Annotated in this window: 13 protein-coding genes; 7 read left to right on the top strand and 6 right to left on the bottom strand. The window is 50.1% G+C overall.

What is annotated here, in order from left to right; all coding sequences use genetic code 11:
* Positions 1-28: 28 nt before the first annotated feature.
* The 3 genes from uhpC to H0247_RS17840 form a co-directional block, all read right to left on the bottom strand.
* Complete coding sequence (gene uhpC / locus H0247_RS17850; protein ID WP_255434012.1) at positions 29-1369, bottom strand: MFS transporter family glucose-6-phosphate receptor UhpC; 1341 nt, start codon at positions 1367-1369, stop codon at positions 29-31.
* 89 nt (positions 1370-1458) lie between these two features.
* Positions 1459-3036: an MASE1 domain-containing protein gene (locus H0247_RS17845; RefSeq protein WP_180743744.1), complete on the bottom strand. Its 1578-nt coding sequence runs from the start codon at positions 3034-3036 to the stop codon at positions 1459-1461.
* A 3-nt stretch (positions 3037-3039) separates the two neighbouring features.
* Positions 3040-3669 carry a response regulator transcription factor gene (locus H0247_RS17840; protein ID WP_180743763.1) on the bottom strand — a complete coding sequence of 210 codons (630 nt, stop codon included), beginning with the start codon at positions 3667-3669 and terminating at the stop codon, positions 3040-3042.
* Between the two features lie 243 nt (positions 3670-3912).
* Between H0247_RS17840 and H0247_RS17835 the strand changes: the two genes are divergently transcribed.
* A complete protein-coding gene (locus H0247_RS17835; protein WP_370463382.1) occupies positions 3913-4728 on the top strand; it encodes a MetQ/NlpA family lipoprotein in 816 nt (271 codons plus the stop codon).
* Between the two features lie 223 nt (positions 4729-4951).
* Complete coding sequence (locus H0247_RS17830) at positions 4952-5896, top strand: pectate lyase (RefSeq protein WP_180743742.1); 945 nt, start codon at positions 4952-4954, stop codon at positions 5894-5896.
* 133 nt (positions 5897-6029) lie between these two features.
* On the opposite strand, the gene H0247_RS17825 is transcribed toward H0247_RS17830, so the two are convergent.
* Positions 6030-6746: an aspartate/glutamate racemase family protein gene (locus tag H0247_RS17825; RefSeq protein ID WP_180743741.1), complete on the bottom strand. Its 717-nt coding sequence runs from the start codon at positions 6744-6746 to the stop codon at positions 6030-6032.
* A 237-nt stretch (positions 6747-6983) separates the two neighbouring features.
* On the opposite strand from H0247_RS17825, the gene hypT reads away from it, so the two are divergent.
* The gene (hypT, locus tag H0247_RS17820) at positions 6984-7883 is read left to right on the top strand and encodes a hypochlorite stress DNA-binding transcriptional regulator HypT (RefSeq protein ID WP_010285882.1); all 900 of its coding nucleotides are present in this window, start codon (positions 6984-6986) and stop codon (positions 7881-7883) included.
* 87 nt (positions 7884-7970) lie between these two features.
* On the opposite strand, the gene H0247_RS17815 is transcribed toward hypT, so the two are convergent.
* The gene (locus tag H0247_RS17815) at positions 7971-9275 is read right to left on the bottom strand and encodes a dicarboxylate/amino acid:cation symporter (protein ID WP_180743740.1); all 1305 of its coding nucleotides are present in this window, start codon (positions 9273-9275) and stop codon (positions 7971-7973) included.
* Positions 9276-10055: 780 nt separating this feature from the next.
* Entirely contained in the window at positions 10056-12206 is a 2151-nt protein-coding gene (gene fdhF, locus H0247_RS17810; protein ID WP_180743739.1) for a formate dehydrogenase subunit alpha, read from the bottom strand.
* A 533-nt stretch (positions 12207-12739) separates the two neighbouring features.
* On the opposite strand from fdhF, the gene H0247_RS17805 reads away from it, so the two are divergent.
* From H0247_RS17805 to H0247_RS17790, 4 genes are all read left to right on the top strand, one after another.
* Positions 12740-14419, top strand: coding sequence for a methyl-accepting chemotaxis protein (locus H0247_RS17805; protein WP_180743738.1), 1680 nt, complete (start codon positions 12740-12742; stop codon positions 14417-14419).
* 505 nt (positions 14420-14924) lie between these two features.
* Positions 14925-16829, top strand: coding sequence for an FTR1 family protein (locus tag H0247_RS17800; RefSeq protein ID WP_180743737.1), 1905 nt, complete (start codon positions 14925-14927; stop codon positions 16827-16829).
* A 120-nt stretch (positions 16830-16949) separates the two neighbouring features.
* A complete protein-coding gene (locus H0247_RS17795) occupies positions 16950-17477 on the top strand; it encodes an iron transporter (RefSeq protein ID WP_180743736.1) in 528 nt (175 codons plus the stop codon).
* 155 nt (positions 17478-17632) lie between these two features.
* Positions 17633-19030 (top strand): Fe-S-containing protein, encoded by a 1398-nt coding sequence (locus H0247_RS17790; RefSeq protein WP_180743762.1) that lies wholly within the window; start codon positions 17633-17635, stop codon positions 19028-19030.
* Position 19031 lies beyond the last annotated feature (1 nt).

Genomic DNA, 19031 nt, shown 5'->3' with positions numbered 1-19031 from the left:
TCTCTTATATAATTATCGATAGTTATCGCTATTTTGATGTCATCAAACGTTCCCGGCGGCTTACGCCTGCCATCAGCAGCGGCATCAATAACAGTCCGATGCAAGCTGAAGCCAACGCCAGCAGAGTAAAAAATCCCGACCATCCGTAGTGTTGCAGCACCTGTGCCAGTGGCCAGCCTGCCAACGCCGCCCCCAGATAGGCGAACAACGCCAGAAAACCTGTCACCGTGCCTGCAGCATCCTTATGGCTGTATTCCGTTGCAGCCAGACCGATCAACATCTGTGGTCCAAAAACAAAAAAACCGATACTGAAGAAACAGGCCGCGAGCAGTGAATAGTGGTGAATCGGTGCCAGCCACAGCGCGGTCATGGTTAAAAACAGCCCGAGGGCAAACAGCAAAATCATCGGTGCGCGTTGACCACGAAACAGCAGGTCCGACCCCCAACCGGCAAACAGCGCCCCCAGCAATCCACCGAGTTCAAACAGCGACAGCGTGGCGTTCGCGCTGAGGAGGTTGAAGCCGTGGCTCTCCGACAGCCAGATGTTTCCCCAGTCATTCAGTGCGATACGAATCAGGTACACCAGAATGTAGGAGAACCCGAGCAGCCAGATGGTGCGGTTACGCAGAATCGCATCACGCAAAATCTGGCGCATCGGCATCGGCGGACTCTGCTGCTCCTGACGAATCTCCAGCGCATCACGTCGCCACTGGCCGACACTGGGCAATCCCTGCTGCTGCGGTTTGTCGCACAGCTGCCAGCACAGCCACAGACCAATCACAATGCCGATGATGCCCGGCACCAGCAGCGCTGCCTGCCATCCCCATTCTGAGACCAGATAGCCTGCGAGCAGGGGAACCGCAGCGCCGCCAATATTGATTGACGTATTCCAGCATCCCCACCAGAGACCGCGCTCATTGCGCGAATACCAACTGCTCAGCAGCCTGGCGCAGGGGGGCCAACCCCAGCCCTGAAAGAACCCGTTCAGCGCCCAGACAATCAGTAACCCCGTGAGCGACTGGCAGTACATGAACAGAATGTTCAGCACCCCAGTAATCATCAGCCCGACGCCCATAAACCAGCGCACCTGGCTGCGATCGCACACGATGCCGGAAATAAACTTGGAGGCGCCGTAACAGAGATAAAACAACGTCCCCAGAAGACCGATATCGCCTTTGCTTAACCCTAATTCCAACTGCATCACCGGCATGACGAAGTTGATGCTTTTGCGCGTCAGGTAAAACGTGGCGTACCCGATGACCATGGAAATCAGCAACCGTGGTCGCCAGTAGCGATAGCGCTGGCTGATTTGTGTGGGTGAAAGCTGTCCCGTTGAGTCCTGGCCCGTAGAAAACATGGGTGCGTGCATGGGGTTCTCCGTCGCGTTGAGAGAAGAGTAGGGGGATGCGAATCAAAAAGGATGAGACAAGGTTTTAGGTGACTAGGAATAATTCCTAGCTAATCGTCTTTTTGTTTAAATTTTGTGGGCAGGTTAACAATTATGTGTGTGCCGTGCAGTGTGGTGGATTCACTGCCGGTCGCGGTCTTCACCAGCCAATTGCCACCCAGTGCCTGAACGCGCTCCTCGATGCCCCGCAGGCCGAAGCCGCCGCTCGTGGGGCTGGTCCTGTCTTTTTGTGCAATGCCCACGCCGTTATCAATGACGTCGAGTGTGATCATGTCATCTTGCTGCGAAAGCCGAACCATAATCTGCGTAGCGCTGGCGTGCTTGTTGATGTTATTCAGCAGTTCCTGCACCAGTCGGTAAAGAGTAAAAACCACCACGTCATCATGCGGGGGCGTGGGAAGCTGATAATCCAGCTGAAACTGAATGCCGCGTGCGGCGAAGGCGAATTCATCCGCCAGATGATGCAACGCTTTATCCAGCACCATCTCATCCAGCACTGGCGGGCGCAGTTGGCGCAGAAGCTGGCGCGTGGTGTGGTGGATGCGTCGCGACAGCTCGCTGATTTGTCCAGCAGCATGCTGGGCGGCTTCGGCAGGTGCGCTGTGTTTTACCAGCATGGCCTGGATCTGAATGGCGGTGATATTTTGGCCGATGTCATCGTGCAGCTCGCGCGCGATGTCTTTGCGTACGGCCTCTTCGGTATGGATGATGCGCTCCATGAGCCGCCGCCGAGTTTTCAACTCCTGCTCCAACTGCTGGCGATAGCGCTGTAGCCGCTGTGCCAGCTGTTGCTGACGGCTGATCGCGATCCCCAGCCCAATACCGAGCAATGCCTGCGTGGATAGAAATAGCTCCAGTTCGCGCAAATCGTCGAAGGCACCGCTCACCTGACGCGTGACGGCAATCATCAAACTGCCGAGTACGGCGGAGAGCACGCCGCCTTGCCAGCCAAATTTATACGCCATCACCACGTTGGGCAGAAAAACGAAGATTAGCAGCAGGCGTTCCATCTCGGGTGTGAACGTCATTTGCAGGCAAACGCCGATAGAAAAAAACAGCGAGCACCAAATCAGCAGCGAGGTACGCAGCGGCGGATCGGGGATCTCCTGTGCCAGCAGGGTCTGCAAGTGTTGCTGCTTGATGTATTCGTACAGCAGATAGGTGAACGGAATCAGCAGGACGCCTCCGGTAAACGTGGCCAGCAGCGTTTGCGTCAGTTGCGAATGCAACCAGGGGCCAATGGCGATGCCGTGCAGAATCGTGTTGAGCGACAGCGCTGCCAGCAACAGCAGGAGGCGTTGCCAGTAAAGCGTATGGCGATGCCAAATTTTGTGCGTGATGAGGGCCGGAATCAGGCTGAGGAACGGGGAAAGCAGTAGCAGCGAACGCGTCATGAGCTGCTCGCTGATAAGCCCGCTCTGGATAGCGATTTCGGAAAGCAGTAAGGTCGGCCAGTATTTACGCGGCAGCAAAATCATCAGCGCCAGCCGTAACCCTTGCGGTAGCAACAGTGCTGCTTGCTGACCGTTGTTGCTTAAATAGAAACTGATGGTCCATAGCGCTAGCCAGGTCAGGCTGTAGAAAAAGGCCAAAAACAGCGTCATACCGATGACGTGCAGACGGCGCATGGCCTATTTCCCTGCCAGCAGTTGGTGCTGGAGCGCAAAGTGCACCAGCTCTACCGTTGATTCACACTGCAATTTACTGAGAATGTTGGCGCGGTGCACGTGAACGGTTTTATGGCTGAGTTCGAGCTGTTCAGCGATGCTTTTCACACTAATCCCGTTGATCAGATGGCTGAATATTTCCCGCTCGCGTGGGGTCAGCGCCAGCAGCTCCTTCGGTGGCTGCTGCTGATGGCGAATGGCGTGCAGCGCATCGGCACACAGGTAAAGCCCACCGCTGCTGACCACGCGAACGGCCTGTACTAACTCTTCCGGACCACAGCGCTTCGTGAGATAGCCACCTGCACCCGCATCCAACGCGCTTTGTACAAATGCGGTGGTATCGTAAATGCTCAGAATAATGGCGCGAAAATTAGGGCGCTGTTGACGCAGACGGGTTAATAGCGACAGGCCGCTTTCATCCGGCATGGCGATATCAATCACCGTAACGTCAAGCGGCTGTTTGAGTAGATGCGGCCATGCCTGTGCCGCCGAGGCATATTGTCCAACAACCTGAATGTCATTCTCTAATGCCAGAAGCTGTGCAAAGCCAGACCGTACAACGATGTGATCGTCAACCAAAGCCACATTAATCATGGTTTCGCCGTGTAAATCCAAAGTCATCAAAGTGTCATAATGCGGGGGAATCAAGAGGTGAGCAATAGCAGATAAGTAAAATGGAATCGGCTTAACATATTCACCACACGTATTGACCGAATGATGAAAAGCATATTGATAGAACGCGGAGTTATTTGACTCGCGTAATCGAGAGACATACTGTTTTTTTCTTTAAATCAATATATTGAGAAATCAATGTATTTACGATATCAGGGAATCAGAGTGATGAAGAAATGGCGTATAGCTTTGGTAGCGGGAATGGTCACGGCCGCGATGACGCTGACCGCATGCGATAACGCAAGCCATTCTGCCAACCATATTAAAGTGGGGGTGATTAATGGTGCGGAACAGGATGTCGCTGACGTCGCGAAGAAAGTGGCAAAAGAGAAATATGGTCTGGATGTCGAACTGGTCGGGTTTAGCGGTTCCCTATTGCCGAACGAGGCAACGGATAAAAGCGATTTGGACGCGAATGTCTTTCAACACCGTCCTTTTTTGGAACAGCAAAATCGCGAACACGGTTATAAGCTGGTGGCGGTAGGAAATACCTTCGTTTTCCCGATGGCGGGATACTCAAAAAAAATAAAAAATATCAATGATCTGAAAGATGGCGATACCATCGCGATTCCTTTCGATCCGACGAATCTGGGGCGGGCGCTGTTATTACTGGAGAAAACCGGACTAATTACCCTGAAACCTGATACGGGCTTATTACCGACGGTGCTGGATATTACGACCAATACGCATAACCTGCGTATTATGGAGGTGGAAGGGGCACAACTGCCGCGTTTGCTGGACGATCCGCAAGTCACTGTCGCGATTATTAGCACGACCTATATTCAGCAAACCGGTTTAACGCCAACGAAAGACGGTATTTTTATTGAGGATAAAGAATCGCCGTATGTGAATATTATTGTGACCCGTGAGGATAATAAGGAGGCGGAGAACGTGAAGAAATTTATTCAGGCCTATCAGTCTGATGAGGTGGAACAGGCTGCTAACCGTATTTTTAACGGCGGGGCAGTGAAAGGTTGGTAGTAATAATAATTAGATTGTTATTATGCCACCTCTTTTATCATAGAGGTGGTAGGCCATTAATTAAAAATGAATTATTCGCAGGGTTTGTTTTTTATTAAACTCGATTAATAAGTGTAATAAATTTTCCTATATACACTCTGTAATTGTCGAGTGCGTGTTATTTATTTTGTTAATTAACACCTCAATTGACATTACTATTCACTAATTGTAAAGAGGAAAATTTATGGCTTATCCAACAACAAATCTTACTGGGATTATTGGTTTTGCAAAAGCGGCGAATGTTACCGGAGGGACTGGCGGTAAAGTTGTTACGGTAAATTCTCTGGCCGATTTTACATCAGCCGTGAGCGGATCCGCAAAAACGATTGTGGTGCTGGGCGCATCGCTGAAAGCATCCGCGCTGACCAAAGTGGTATTTGGCAGCAATAAAACCATCGTCGGTTCTTTCGGTGGGGCGAATGTGTTGACCAACATTCACCTGCGCGCGGATGCCAGCTCTGCCAACGTCATTTTCCAGAATCTGGTTTTCAAACATGATGTCGGGATCAAAGATAATGACGATATTCAGCTGTATTTGAACTACGGTAAGGGATATTGGGTCGATCACTGCTCATGGCCTGGACATACGTGGAATGAGAACGACGGTAGCCTCGATAAACTGATTTATGTCGGTGAAAAAGCGGATTACGTCACGATTAGTAACTGCGTATTCTCAAATCATAAATATGGCTGCATTTTCGGTCACCCAGCAGATGACAATAATAGCGCTTACAATGGCTATCCGCGTTTGACTATCTGTCATAACTATTACGAAAACATTCAGGTGCGTGCACCAGGACTGATGCGTTACGGTTATTTCCACGTATTCAACAACTACATCAATAAATTCCAATTGGCTTTTACTGTCGCACAGAATGCCAATGTTATTTCTGAACGCAACGTATTTGGCAGCGGTGCGGAAAAGAATGGAATGGTTGATGATAAAGGTAATGGTTCAACCTTTAGCGATAATGGCAGTTCACCGGCGGCGGTAGCAAGTAAATCGCCTGCGGCTAAATGGACAGCGTCATCTAATTATTCATACAGTCTGATGAGTACCTCTGCGGCGAAATCCTGGGTGGTTGCTAATGCAGGCGCGCAAAATAGTGCGCTCAAGTTCCCATCATAACCACGGAACGGTTATTTATCTTCGTTCTTGCATACGCAATATTATGAATTGATGTTAATTAGATATTGAGCGTATTACACGATGCCACTCGGCTGCCGAGTGGCATATTTATTGAGATATATTCATGAAAGAATTAAGCGGCAATATCACTTCTCGGACTGTGGGTAAAATACCACTCGACTGTTTTCTTAATTAACTCTTCCGTTGCATCGATATAGTGTTGCGGTGACGTTTTGACTTCCTGCTCCAGAATCAGAGGAAGTTCGGTACAACCCAGAATAATTTTCTCAACGCCAGCCTGCAACAGACGATCTTTTACCGGTGATAATAGGCTATAGGCGCCGACGATATCACCGGATTTATATGCGTAAATGCTTTCCATTACCTGGTGTTGGTCTGCATCATCCGGCGTGTAGCACTCAATATTGTCGGCAATCAGGTTGTCCTGATAAATTCTCGCTTTGACCGTCGCTGTCGTCGCTAACAGGCCGACGCGCGTGGTGTTGGCACTTTTAATCGCCTGACAGGTCACATCAATGATACTGATCATCTCCGCCCGGCATTGCTGTTTTAATTCATTAAACCAATAGTGCGCGGTATTACACGGGATAATGATGCATTCAGCGCCTGCATTTTCGAGAATTTTCATATATTGCAGCATTTTATCCAGCGGCGACGCGCTGTGCTGAAGGATGCATTTCGTTCTATCAGGGATATCAGGAATAGAAACCGCAATCATCGGAATATGGTCTTGATCCCGATACGCTGGCGTGTTTTTGATCAGCTTTTGCATCGCATCAACGGTAGCACCTGGCCCCATACCACCAAGAATTCCCACGAGACTGTTCATGCTGTTTACCCTGTAGCATTATGAAATTGAAAGAATAATCGCATACTGCTAGGTAATGTGAATTGCTAAATTCCCATCTCCTATGTAGGATTTGCATAACTATTGGCATCTCTATGCTTTTATTGGTTTTGACGGTGTATAGTGGAGGGAGCTTTATTGGCGATGCAGGTCGTTGGCAGAGGTAGAACGTTGGCATAGGGAACGAAAATATGACGCTGCGCGTTTGAGTGAGGGGTGATGCTGAATAATATCGAAACCAAGTGGCTGTATGATTTTATCGTGCTGGAAGAACACCGGAGTTTTACGTTAGCTGCCGAGAAGCGGAATATTTCTCAGTCCTCATTCAGTCGGCGTATTCAGGCTCTGGAAGCGGCGGTTGGCTTTGATATTTTCGACCGTAGTGCGTTGCCGCTACAGTTAACTGAGCAGGGGCGCGTGTTTCACGCCTATATCCGCAATACGCTGGATGATTTGGAATATCAGCTCAATAAGCTGCACGGCGGTGATAATTACAAAAACAAGATCACCATTGCGGCAGCGCATTCGCTGTCGGTTTTCATCATGCCGGAGTTGCTAAAAGACGTGCCGGATCCGCAGGAAAAAATCTTCTATGTCGAATCGATCGATGTCGATGAAGCCGTGCTGAATCTCAAAGAAGGGCGCAGTGACTTCATTTTCTCATTCTACAATGAGGATCTGATGGGAGAGCCCTTTATGCACGAGAAGATCTTGGAATCTCGGCTTTATCCGGTCTGCGCGTGTGATAGTGCTGGGAAACCGCTGTTTGATGTCAGCGCCTCATCGGTGCCACTACTCAACTATACCGAGACGAGCTACATGGGGCGTCAGGTTAGCCGCTACTTATCCAGCGTCGACAGCGATAAGTTTACGGTCAATTTCGTCTCTTCCATGAGCGACTTGCTCAAACGTATGACGAAGAAAGGTTATGGTATTGCCTGGCTGCCGGACTATTCTATTCAGGAAGAGCTGAAAAACAAAGAGCTGACGATCCTGAGCATGGAAAATGCGGTGATCCGCATGGGGGTTTATCTGTATCGCCTTGATGCACGGCTGAATGTGGCCTCTGAGAAATTCTGGCGCTACATGAAAGGGCTGTCATCAGCATCTGGACTATAAACGTCGTGGCAGCGTTGGCTGTGCAACGAGAGATAAAAAAATAGCGGCCTAAAGGCCGCTATAGATGACGTATTCACTCACTCAGCATTAGCTATTTTGCGTAGCCTGCTGAGGTTCCTGATAGGCGACGACGTCGTCGGTAGCCTCTTCCTCATCATCATGGATATCTTTTTCCATACTGGCCACAACGGCAGTAGAGATACTGTTACCGATGACGTTAGTTGCAGTACGCCCCATATCCAGGAACTGGTCGATACCGATAATCAGCAGGATACCGGCTTCTGGTAAGCTGAACATCGGCAGCGTGGCGGCAACTACCACGATGGAAGCACGCGCTACGCCCGCCATCCCTTTACTGGTGATCATCAGCGTCAGCAGAATCAGGATTTGCTGGGTAATGCTCAGATCGATGTTGTAAGCCTGTGCGATAAACAGAATCGCAAAGGACTGGTACATCATGGAGCCGTCAAGGTTGAACGAATAACCGAGTGGTAGCACAAAGCTGGTGACTTTTTTCGGCACGCCGAATTTGGTCAGCGCTTCCATGGTTTTCGGGTAAGCAGACTCACTGCTCGCTGTGGCGAAAGCCAACATGGTAGGTTCACGAATCAGTTTCGCCAGTCTAACAATGCCTTTGCCCAGGAACAGATAGCCAACCAGGAACAGAACGCTCCATAGCAAGGCCAAACCAAGATAGAATTCACCGATCAATTTACCGAAGTCGTAAAGCAGCCCCAGCCCTTGTGTGGTAATCGCGGAAGCGATTGCGGCAAAGACAGCAATAGGAGCCAGCGCCATGACGTAATCGGTTATACGGAACATGACTTTGGTGAGTTCTTCGATCATGGAGATGATCGCAGTCGCGTGTTTGTTTTTACCCTTGACATAAGCCAGAGCAGAACCAAAGAACAGTGAGAACACCAGAATTTGCAGAATTTCATTGTTCGCCATCGCTTCTACGATACTTTTCGGGAAGATATGGCTGATGAAGCTCTTAAGCGTAAACCCGTCAGTGTTCAGACCCGTAGCAACCTGTTGTACAGGAACCGGCAGATTCATGCCTGCGCCGGGTTGGAACAGGTTAGCGAAGAGCATACCGATGAGCAGGGAAATGAATGATGCGGTGACAAACCAGATCATCGCTTTCATACCGATACGACCAACGGCAGAAGAGTTTCCGCCCATGCTTGCCAGACCGGAAACCAGCGTAGCAAAGACCAGTGGTGCGATGATCATTTTAATCAAGCGCAGGAAGATATCGGTAACCATGTTGAAATAGGACGCAACTTCTTTTGCTCGACTGCCATCCAGATATTGATGGCAGGCCCAGCCAATTAATATTCCCAGGACGATAGCCAAGACTATCTGCACAAGTAACTTCTGTCTTTGCATATAAACCTCATGTTGATGAATTGATTCAGACAACACAATATTATTGCCGTGTGATGGCTGATGTTTCCCTGAATACACCAAGCCTTCACCCGAATCTGTTATTGGGGTGTTGTGTCTGCCCGCCGATATTACAACGATTCTTGCTTTTTACATTTTTTTTCTGCGGATTGTTATGTAATTGTGATCTTTGTCATGCGAAAAATGCATATCCATGTCACCTGTAATGATAAATGGGGATGTGATACACCGAACGCATAAAACAAACATATCTCATTAATTTGTTAATAAACAATGATTTATTATGATTTTCTTTACCGGTGTAGCGTGGCGTAATGTGTTGAATTAGTGTTGCTAATGATCTGTGGCTATACATCAATAAAACATATGGTGAATTACTTAAAGATTAAGTAAAAATAAAAGAACAATTAACGAAAAGTTTATATACATGTATTTTTATAAAAAATTTAATTTTTTAATTATTTAAATCGTGACTTTTATTTAATGATTTAAAGTTAATTTTGGTGTTACTGGTTTTGCGTTTACTTATTGCTCTATATGTTTCTATTTGTAACTTTTAAGGCATTTAGTGTGTTTAAAATGGTGTTTTTTATTTTTTAAACATATGTTATCGATGATTTTAGGCCTCGCTGTTGGTTATTTCAGCGAAGAAGCTTGATGCTTACTTTATCGTGGCTGGCGTTTTCAACGCCGAAGTGCAACGTTAAGCCGCCACGGCTTTTACCTGACGGCTGAGGTTCGCGGCGGCTTAGGTAAGGGAGATTAGCTGACGTTTTCTGCGGTGCTGCGCAGCCGATCTTTCAACTGGCTGTATTCCTGTTGTACATAGTTCTCCGCTGCATGTTGATCGTCAATCGGCTCCAACTTAACAGCGCAGTGTTTGTATTCCGGCGTTTTAGACACCGGATCGAGATGATCCAACGTCAGTTCATTGCAGGCACCGATCCACCACTGGTAGGTCATGTAAACGGCACCTTTATTGATGCGCTCGCTGACTGAAACGCGAGAGATAACCTTGCCGCGTCGCGACGAGATCCAGGCCAACTGCTGATCGCGGATGCCTAAACGTTCAGCGTCGTATGGGCTAACCTGCACGTAGCCCGGCTCATCCGCCAGCGTTTGTAATGCGGTACAGTTGCCCGTCATGGAACGGCAGGAGTAATGGCCAACTTCGCGCACGGTGCACAAGACTAACGGGTAATCCTCATCCACCCGTTCCATCGGCGGTCGCCACTCGGCCGTGAGCAGTAAGCCTTTTCCGCCGGGACGATCGAAGTGATTACCCGCATACAACCACGGTGTTCCGGGACTGTCTTCCGTCGGGCATGGCCAGGGCACATAGCCAAGCCCCGCCATTTTCTCGTAGGTCGCACCGTAATACAGCGGGCAGAGTGCTCGCAGTTCGTCCCAGATTTCCTGCGTGTTGTTATAGTGCATCGGATAGCCGAGCGCCGTAGCCATCAGGCTGATGATTTCCCAGTCGGGTTTCACATCGCCCTGTGGTTCCACTGCTTTATAAAATCGCTGGAATCCTCGGTCAGCGGCGGTATAAACCCCTTCGTGCTCGCCCCAGGAGGTCGCAGGTAAAATCACATCGGCAATCGCGGCGGTCTTGGTCATGAAGATGTCCTGCACGATCAACAATTCCAGCTCGTTGAAGGCATCACGCAGCATCGACAGGTCTGGCTCGGTTTGCAGCGGATCTTCCCCCATTACATAGTTGGCCTTGATTTTTCCTTCCTGTATTTTGTGCGGAAGATCGGTCAGCGAGTAGCCTACTTTATCAGAGAGTTCAGGCACCCCCCAGGCATCGGCAAATTTCGCCAGCACCGCTTTATCTGTGACTTTTTGATAACCGGGGAACATATTGGGCAGCGCGCCCATATCGCATGCGCCCTGCACATTGTTTTGTCCACGTACCGGCCCTACGCCGACGTTCGGCCGCCCCAGATTGCCGGTCAGCAGCGCCAGACCGGACAGCCCTTTGACCACATCCACGCCTTGCCCCCATTGCGTCACGCCCATTCCCCATAGAATGGTGGCGGACGGCGCGGCGGCATACATTCGCATTGCGTCTCGAATCAATTTCGGCGACAGGCCGGTGATGTCGGCTACATATTCCGGCGTATATTTCGCGACGATTTGGCTGAATTCCTCGAAGCCTTCGGTATGGCGGGCAACGTAAGCCTTATCGTAGTGGCCTTCGTTAATTAGGACGTTGGCGAACGCGTTGACCAACGCCATGTTGGAGCCATTTTTCAACGGCAGCCACAGATCGGCGATGCGGGCGGTTTCAATATGGCGGGGATCGCACACGATGATTTTTGCCCCGCGTGCTTTGGCTTTCAGGATCCGGCGCGCCACGATAGGGTGTGAGTCGGCGGCGTTGTAGCCGAAAATCAGGATGCAGTCGGTCTTTTCAATTTCACAGATGGAATTACTCATTGCGCCGTTGCCCAGCGTAACTTGCAATCCGGCGACCGAAGGGCCGTGGCAGAGTCGGGCGCAGCAGTCGACGTTATTATTCCCGGTGACTGCTCGGGCGAATTTCTGCATCACGTAATTGGTTTCATTACCGGGGCCGCGTGACGATCCCGTGTGCATAATCGACGCGGCGCCGTACTTCTCTTTAATCGTTTTTAATCGCGAACTGGCAAAATCGATAGCCTCATCCCAGGATACCGCTTCAAAGGGAGCGCCTTTCTGACGTCGGATCAGCGGCTGTTTTAAACGCGGTGTCAGAATTTTCGTGTCATTAAGAAAATCCCAGCCGTAATAGCCTTTCAGGCACAGTTCACCTTCGTTGGTGACGCCGTTTGCCCCTTCTGCACCAATCACTTTGCCGTTCTCTACCAGCAGGTTAATTTTGCAGCCTGACCCGCAATACGGACAGACGGTAAGCACTTTCTGCATGATTATTCTCCAAAGCCGAGTTTTGGATCGTAAGAACTGCATTCCTATGGCGGCTGTTGATGCAGTCATTTAACCTTCGATAATCACCGATAAAGAAAATTAATTTACTGATCGTGGTCATGCTCAGGGCGATGACAAACTGGCCTAACGTGTTGAGCGCTGCGACCTTTTCCCATAAGACACTCGTCTGGAAAATAAGGTGACAGTGTATTCCTCGTCTTTATCTATTAAGGCCTATACTGTTTTTGACGATATTACATTTATGTGCCGCTGACAGGGATGGGACAGTAGCCCTTGTTGGTGGTTTAAAACCATGGAGATGGATACCCCAAGGAAGGTAATTCATTCTATTTATTAGTATTTAGCATGGCCTCCCCTCTTATGGGGAATAAATCAGGGAATTCCAAAACGTCTGTGAGATTGCGTGGGGTAAGGGCGCGAGACAATGGGCAGCACCGTTATGAGTAAGAAGTAAAAATTTTTCCGACAGCGTGTACGGACAGAAAATATTTATTAACGTCGCGGAGTGCATTATGGAATTTCTAAAAAATATCAGCATAAGAATAATGGTGCTGATCATTGTGGCTTTTCTGTTAGTGGTGTGGGGAATAGCATCAGGATTCAGCCTTTACTCGCTTTATCAAGTCACCAATCTTCTCGATAAAAGTGAGATTCAGCGAACAACGTATTCCCATCTGGTTTATGGCTCCGATCAATATTTTCGTGCGGTAACGCGCATGGAAAGGGGCGTGTATTATTTGCAGCACAATGATCCCGAAAACGGCAGAAAGACCTTGGAAATGGCACAAACTGCGCTAAAAAACACCAAGGATTCACTGGAGAAATTCCAAACATCGGAGCAGGTTGGTGTTGACCCCGCGACGGTTGATGCGGTAAAAAAAACGTGGAGCACACTCATTACCACTGCGATCGACCCGATGAGCGCAGCGCTACAGCGTAATGACTACGAAGGATTTCAACAAATATTTCGCTCTGTGTATCCCCCCATTAGCCTGACGTTTGGTGAAGATCTTAAACGTTATTCGGACGCGATTACGTCTTCTTCCATGATTCCCAGCGTGCATGAACACAATGCCCAAAATCGTAACGCCCTGATTGCGGTGATGATTATTGGTCTTATCGCGTTGATGTTTACGGAATATTATTTGAAAAACTACTTGGTTGTTCCGATTTCCGTGCTGAAATCGCATTTGGCACAACTTACGGCAGGGCGCTTAGGTTGTGAATTGGTTGAATTCGGCAAGAACTGTGCAGGGCGGTTGATACCGGATATCAAACTGTTGCAGAAAAGTTTGCGTGATACGGTGACGGTCATCAGGCAGAGTACGACGGAACTCAATAACGGGACATCGAGTATCAAGAGTGGTAACGATGATCTCTCCAGCCGTACAGAGCAGCAGGCGGCGGCGTTACAGCAGACGGCTACCAGTATGGAAGAAATAAGTTCGACGGTGCGACAGACCACCGAACATGTTCATCAGGCGAGTAAGCTGGCACAGGATGCGGCCAACATGGCGCAGAACGGTGGGAATATCAGCGCTAATGTGATGACGACGATGGATGGGATTAGCGCCAGTTCCCGACAAATTTCTGATATTACTTCAGTCATTAATAGCATCGCGTTTCAGACCAATATTCTGGCGCTGAACGCGGCGGTTGAAGCGGCGCGTGCTGGGGAACAAGGGCGAGGGTTTGCTGTGGTGGCAGGCGAAGTTCGCACGTTGGCACAGCGCAGTGCACAGGCGGCAAAAGAGATTGAATCGCTGATTGCGGAATCCGTATCACGGGTGCAAAACGGTGCGGGGTTGGTGAAACAATCAGGTGAAGCGATGACGGCAATCATTGGGGCTATTGCGCATGTTAATGAGTTGATTAGCGAGATTTCTGCCGCAACGGATGAGCAAACGCGAGGCATCACGCAGATTAGTCAGGCGGTGCACGAAATGGATAGCGTCACGCAGCAGAATGCCTCGTTAGTGATGCAATCGGCAGCGGCAGCCGCTCACCTCGACGAACAAACAAAAGAACTGTCTGCTTTGGTGGATGTGTTCGATCTGGATTCAGGTCGCGATCCGACAATGTCCTTTTCCCGCCCAGCGGTCGCTGCACCCGTTCATCGCACGGTTGGGCAGAGCACCACGCCGCTGTTGTCAGCTCACCGTCACGATAGCGGAGGATGGGAAAAATTCTGATCCGTAGCGGGTTAAACATGGGGCAGGCGTTTAACGCAAGATGACCCATGAGTCAGTCGATGAACCGAGCGGAAAAGTATCTGCTCGGTTCTGTTGCTCGCGGATAATCGCCTGAAAATGATCGGTGAAACGCGTTAACTGTGATGCAGGTAATGCCTTGGATGACAGAGGAAAAAGGGTGTTTTTTTCTGTAAATCTGACTTTGTTAGTGTAAAGAAATGCCATATTGAGACGAAATCCTCTAGCGTAAGAGTGATTTTTTTAACTTGTGGCATGTTTATTGCTTTATTTTTTGTGGGCGAATTTTGTTGTTTTTGCGATCAAAACACCGTCTTTTTCTTGGGTTATGAGAAGGAAGTGGTTTTTTTGAGCGATAACTCAATTTGAAATTATTTGTTACACACTAAAGTCTCTATTGTTTATGTTTTCGTGACCTAAATCAAGACAGATGGCGACCTCAAAGTGATAATAAGAATAACTATCATTTGTGCTTCATCACACGCTTATGTCTATCTGGCAAAAAACGCTTCTGTTGCTGTGTTGGCTGTTGAGTTGTTCAGTGGCAGTTGCCGCGACCGATTACGCTTCATTCATTCAGGATATCGAAACTCGGCTGGATAAAACGGCTCAGCTCTATGAGCAGCAAAAGCCGGATGATGCCCGCACCGAAGTTCAGATGGCCTATTTCGAGGTGTTTGAAAACCTTGAAGGCCCAATCCGTATTAACCTTTCCGCGCAAAAAAGCTATCAGCTAGAGGCCACATTCGGTGAAATTCGCCGCATGATTGGCGAAGGAAAACCACAAGCCGAGGTACAGGCAAAAATTTCATGGTTGAAGGGCGAATTGGACGCCGTGCTGCCCGTGCTGTCAGAAGGTCACAAGCTGGTTGCACAGGAGCAGCACGGAGCTTATGACAACACGGATATCGCACCGTACTGGCAGCAGAGTTTCAAAATCATTGATGACCAGCTCGCGCAGGCCGTGGCGGAATATCAGGCCGGTGATTACAAAAAGGCCAGCCAGAGCGTGCAGCAGGCTCATTATCAGGGGTTTAAAAACTCTGAAATGGAGATGTCGGTCAGACAAAATCGCTCGGCACAGCAGGCCGCTTCCATCAATCAACAATTCTCCGCGCTGATTACGTTAGCTGGCCAGCCCGACCAACTGACAGACGTCGCCTATCGGGTAACCGCGCTGTTGCAGGACATCGAAGATGTCTTACCGGGATTACCGACTACGCGCGACAGCCAGCAGGCGACGGCAGCGCCTACCGCGAACGCCGATACGGCTGCCGTACCGGATGCCAACTGGGCGAAAATTTCTGATGATATTAATCAGGCTATTTCTGCCGCGATTGCGCAGTACCGTCAAGGGCACGTCAAACCTGCCATTATGGCGGTGCAGGACACCTATTTCGATCTGTTTGAAGCCACTGGCATGGAGAATAAAATTGGTTCTCGCGATGCGGTGTTCAAATCGACGCTGGAAGGCTATTTCACTCGCCTGGTGAGCCTGATGAACGCCAAACAGCCTGCGGAACAGCTGCAAGGGCAGGCCGAAGCGTTACAGCAGGAACTGGCGAAGGCAGTCACCATGTTGGGCGACGGCGGTGAAACGCACTGGAGCCTGTTGATCTACAGCCTGCTGATTATTGTGCGCGAAGGCCTGGAAGCCTTACTGATTGTGGCGGCAATCGTGGCCTATCTGGTGAAAAACAACCAGCAGGACAAGTTGCCGCTGATTCGCCAGTCGGTTTATGTCGCGCTGCTGTGTAGCGTGATTACCGCCGTCATCTTCCAGCTTGTGTTCACCAATTCCGGTGCCAGCCGCGAGCTGCTGGAAGGCATTACGATGCTGATCGCCGTGGTGATGTTGTTCTTCATGAGCTACTGGCTGTTGTCCAAAGTTGAGGCGCGACACTGGAAGGCCTATCTCGAAGGCAAGCTGTCCCATTCGCTGAGCAGCGGTTCCATGATCGGCCTGTGGCTGACCAGCTTTCTGGCGGTGTACCGCGAAGGTGCGGAAACAGTGCTGTTCTATTACGCGCTGGTCGGTGATGCCAGCAACATGGCGGGGCACCTCTCCATTCTGGCCGGGTTTGCCATCGGCTGTGTAATTCTGCTTATCGCTTATCTCGTGATGCGCTACACCATTGTCAAACTGCCGCTGAAGCCGTTCTTCATGTTTACCGGCTGCTTTATGTACCTGATGGCGTTTGTGTTTGCGGGTAAGGGCGTGCTGGAACTTATCGAAGGCAAACTGTTTGAGCCGACGCTGCTGGCCGGTGTGCCGGAAATCAGTGGGTTGGGTATTTATCCTTATGTGGAAACGCTGATTCCACAAGGCGTGCTGGTTGTCGCGGCGTTCATTGCCCTGTGGGTGATGCGGCGCAGAGCGTCTGCCGTCTGATAAAGAAAGTATTCGGCGTCAATGTAATACTGGAAGCAATAAGAGCAGCAAATAACCATAACAACCTCAATCACTGAATAACATAAGTGAAGAGGGAAGACTGAAATGAGGATGGGTTTGATGAATATGCAAAAAAGTCTGATCGCGGGTGCCGTTATTGCCGGTATTTTCACTGCGCCTGCTGCGCTGGCGTTTAAAGAATATCCAGCGGGTGAGCCAGTTTCCATGAACGAAATGGAAATTGCCGCCGTTTATCTGCAGCCTATCGACATGGAACCGCGTGGAATGGGCCTGCCTGCTGCGAAAGCGGATATCCATCTGGAAGCCGATATTCACGCTGCTGAAGGCAACAAAAACGGCTTCGGTGCAGGTGAGTGGATGCCGTTCCTGACCATTGCCTACACCCTGACCAACACCGATACCGGAGCCAAGCAGGAAGGCACCTTTATGCCAATGGTTGCCAGCGATGGCCCACACTACGGCGCGAACATCAAAATGATGGGCGTGGGTAACTATAAAGTGACGTACCACATCGAACCGCCATCAAAAGCCGGTATGCACCGTCACACTGATGGTGAAACGGGTGTAGGCCGTTGGTGGAAACCGTTTGATGTCAGCTTTGACTTCAAATACGTTGGCTTAGAATAATATCTTCTGTCCGCGATGTTCTGTCGCGGTCATGTTCACGCCTCTGTGGGTACGTTATCGCGGCTTGCAGAGGTGGTGATTTTTCGGTTCGTGTACTGATGCCACCCAACATCACGCTCAACCAACGCACCAGCAACGTGAAGTATGACGAGAATATGAGTTATTTCTTTATCACGACCCTTCAATCCTTCCTGCCGATAGCGCTATTGCTGGGATTGAACTGGAGCCATCGTTCTACGCCGACAATCAGGCCGCTTGGCTGGATCACGCTGCTGGCGCTATTTGCCGGTACGTTTATTGGCGTGCATTTTCCTAACGGGCAGGCGTTTCTTCTGGGGTTTACGGCGCTTCAGGCGCTTGCCTTGATCCTATTTCTGGCCTGTCAGTGTTTTTCCCACTCGCGTCTTGGCTATCTGTGGCAGGCGTTGCTGGTGGCTGGATCGGCGGTGCATTGGGGCAGCGATCCCAATCTGTCCGCGCTGACGACGACCCACGTGGTGAATACCGATCTACTGCTGAATTTCAGCGCCGTGATGCTGGCGTTTGGCTGGCTGGTATTCTGTGCCGCGGTGTGCGGCATGATCGTGCACCGTATTCGTTTACTACGTTGGCCGCTTCTGGTGTTGCTGTCCGCCCTGCTGCTGCTACCGATCAGCGGTAATTTACTGCTGCTGTTGATGAAATTACAGGTGCTGGGGCTGACCAAACCACGCCTGAGCTATGTGGCGCACGTCACTAACAGCGCGTATTTACTCAATTACCTCAGCGCGTTGTTTATGGCTATGTTGGCTGCCGGGCTGGTTTGGCCGCTGCGGCATGAGCGTCGTCAGATGCTGGCTGAGCATGACGCGATTGAAAAGCGTAAAGCAACCGCGGGCTATCGCACAGTGCGTCGTACGCTGCTGTCAACCGTCGCAGCGCTGCTGGTGGTGGTGTTAGCCCAGCTCTATTGGGACAAGGTTGCGTCACAGCCGCCTCGCCTGTCGGAAGCACAGCCAGTGACGCTGGCGGCGGATGGCAAAGTACATATTCCGATTGAACAAGTGCGTGATGGTAAGCTGCACCGTTTTGTATGGATTGCCGATGATGGCAAGGCCGTGCGCTTTTTCATTATTAACCGCTATCCCGATCGCCTGCGTTTGGGCGTGGTGTTTGATGCTTGCCTGTTGTGCGGCGATCAGGGCTATGTGATGGAAGGTAATCAGGTCATTTGTGTCGCCTGCGGCGTGCATATCTTCATTCCTTCTATCGGGAAGGCCGGCGGCTGTAATCCCGTGCCGATCGAAGGGTGGAGCAATGACGATAACGAACTGGTGATTGGGCGAGCCTCATTGGCGGCAGGCACTAACTACTTCTCGACGGTGGTATCGATGGAGGTTATCGATCCGGTTGATGGTTCCAAACTGACCAACGTGAACGCGGAACATAAATATCGCTACGGCGGTAAAACGTACTTCTTCTCGTCGGAGGCCAACTATAACCGCTTCCGCGAAAGTCCCGCAAAATTCGCCACCGCCAAAGCGGCGGCTGACGAGCAGGCTGAGGGGGAATAAT

Origin of the sequence: Pectobacterium sp. CFBP8739, from assembly GCF_013449375.1 — a bacterium.
Taxonomy (GTDB): Bacteria; Pseudomonadota; Gammaproteobacteria; order Enterobacterales; family Enterobacteriaceae; genus Pectobacterium.
The sequence above is the reverse complement of the archived record's forward strand: the minus strand, read 5'-3'. Positions and strand labels throughout refer to the sequence as shown.

Coding starts and splice junctions, on each gene's coding strand:
- uhpC (WP_255434012.1), bottom strand. CDS start 1,369: ATGCACGCACCCATGTTTTCTACGGGCCAGGACTCAACGGGACAGCTT.
- H0247_RS17845 (WP_180743744.1), bottom strand. CDS start 3,036: ATGCGCCGTCTGCACGTCATCGGTATGACGCTGTTTTTGGCCTTTTTC.
- H0247_RS17840 (WP_180743763.1), bottom strand. CDS start 3,669: ATGATTAATGTGGCTTTGGTTGACGATCACATCGTTGTACGGTCTGGC.
- H0247_RS17830 (WP_180743742.1), top strand. CDS start 4,952: ATGGCTTATCCAACAACAAATCTTACTGGGATTATTGGTTTTGCAAAA.
- H0247_RS17825 (WP_180743741.1), bottom strand. CDS start 6,746: ATGAACAGTCTCGTGGGAATTCTTGGTGGTATGGGGCCAGGTGCTACC.
- hypT (WP_010285882.1), top strand. CDS start 6,984: ATGCTGAATAATATCGAAACCAAGTGGCTGTATGATTTTATCGTGCTG.
- H0247_RS17815 (WP_180743740.1), bottom strand. CDS start 9,275: ATGCAAAGACAGAAGTTACTTGTGCAGATAGTCTTGGCTATCGTCCTG.
- fdhF (WP_180743739.1), bottom strand. CDS start 12,206: ATGCAGAAAGTGCTTACCGTCTGTCCGTATTGCGGGTCAGGCTGCAAA.
- H0247_RS17805 (WP_180743738.1), top strand. CDS start 12,740: ATGGAATTTCTAAAAAATATCAGCATAAGAATAATGGTGCTGATCATT.
- H0247_RS17800 (WP_180743737.1), top strand. CDS start 14,925: ATGTCTATCTGGCAAAAAACGCTTCTGTTGCTGTGTTGGCTGTTGAGT.
- H0247_RS17795 (WP_180743736.1), top strand. CDS start 16,950: ATGAATATGCAAAAAAGTCTGATCGCGGGTGCCGTTATTGCCGGTATT.
- H0247_RS17790 (WP_180743762.1), top strand. CDS start 17,633: ATGAGTTATTTCTTTATCACGACCCTTCAATCCTTCCTGCCGATAGCG.